1 protein-coding gene is annotated in these 234 nt (G+C 35.5%); it reads right to left on the reverse strand.

Features of this window, described 5'->3' with window-relative positions; translation table 11 throughout:
* Positions 1–234 (reverse strand): hypothetical protein (locus G7034_RS01670; protein WP_166399230.1); only part of this gene is annotated, 234 nt, incomplete at both ends.

Raw genomic sequence — 234 nt, forward strand, 5'->3', positions numbered from 1 at the left:
GTTGTTAATATCGGTTGCTCGTACAAATAAGCTTTGTGACAATGGATTTTCATTGGTATATGGACTTGATAATCCGTTTTCAATACTTAAATCTTCTGCTTCGGCTTGGGTGGTGAAGAATTCGATTTCATAATTGGGATTTCCCCCTGTAATTCCTTCAATTTCTGCTTCTAAATCAAATTCAGCAAAACCATTATTCTCTTCTGAAGTATCACACTCTTCAAGTAAATCTGG

The organism is Psychroflexus maritimus (assembly GCF_011089875.1).
GTDB classification, from domain to species: domain Bacteria; phylum Bacteroidota; class Bacteroidia; order Flavobacteriales; family Flavobacteriaceae; genus Psychroflexus; species Psychroflexus maritimus.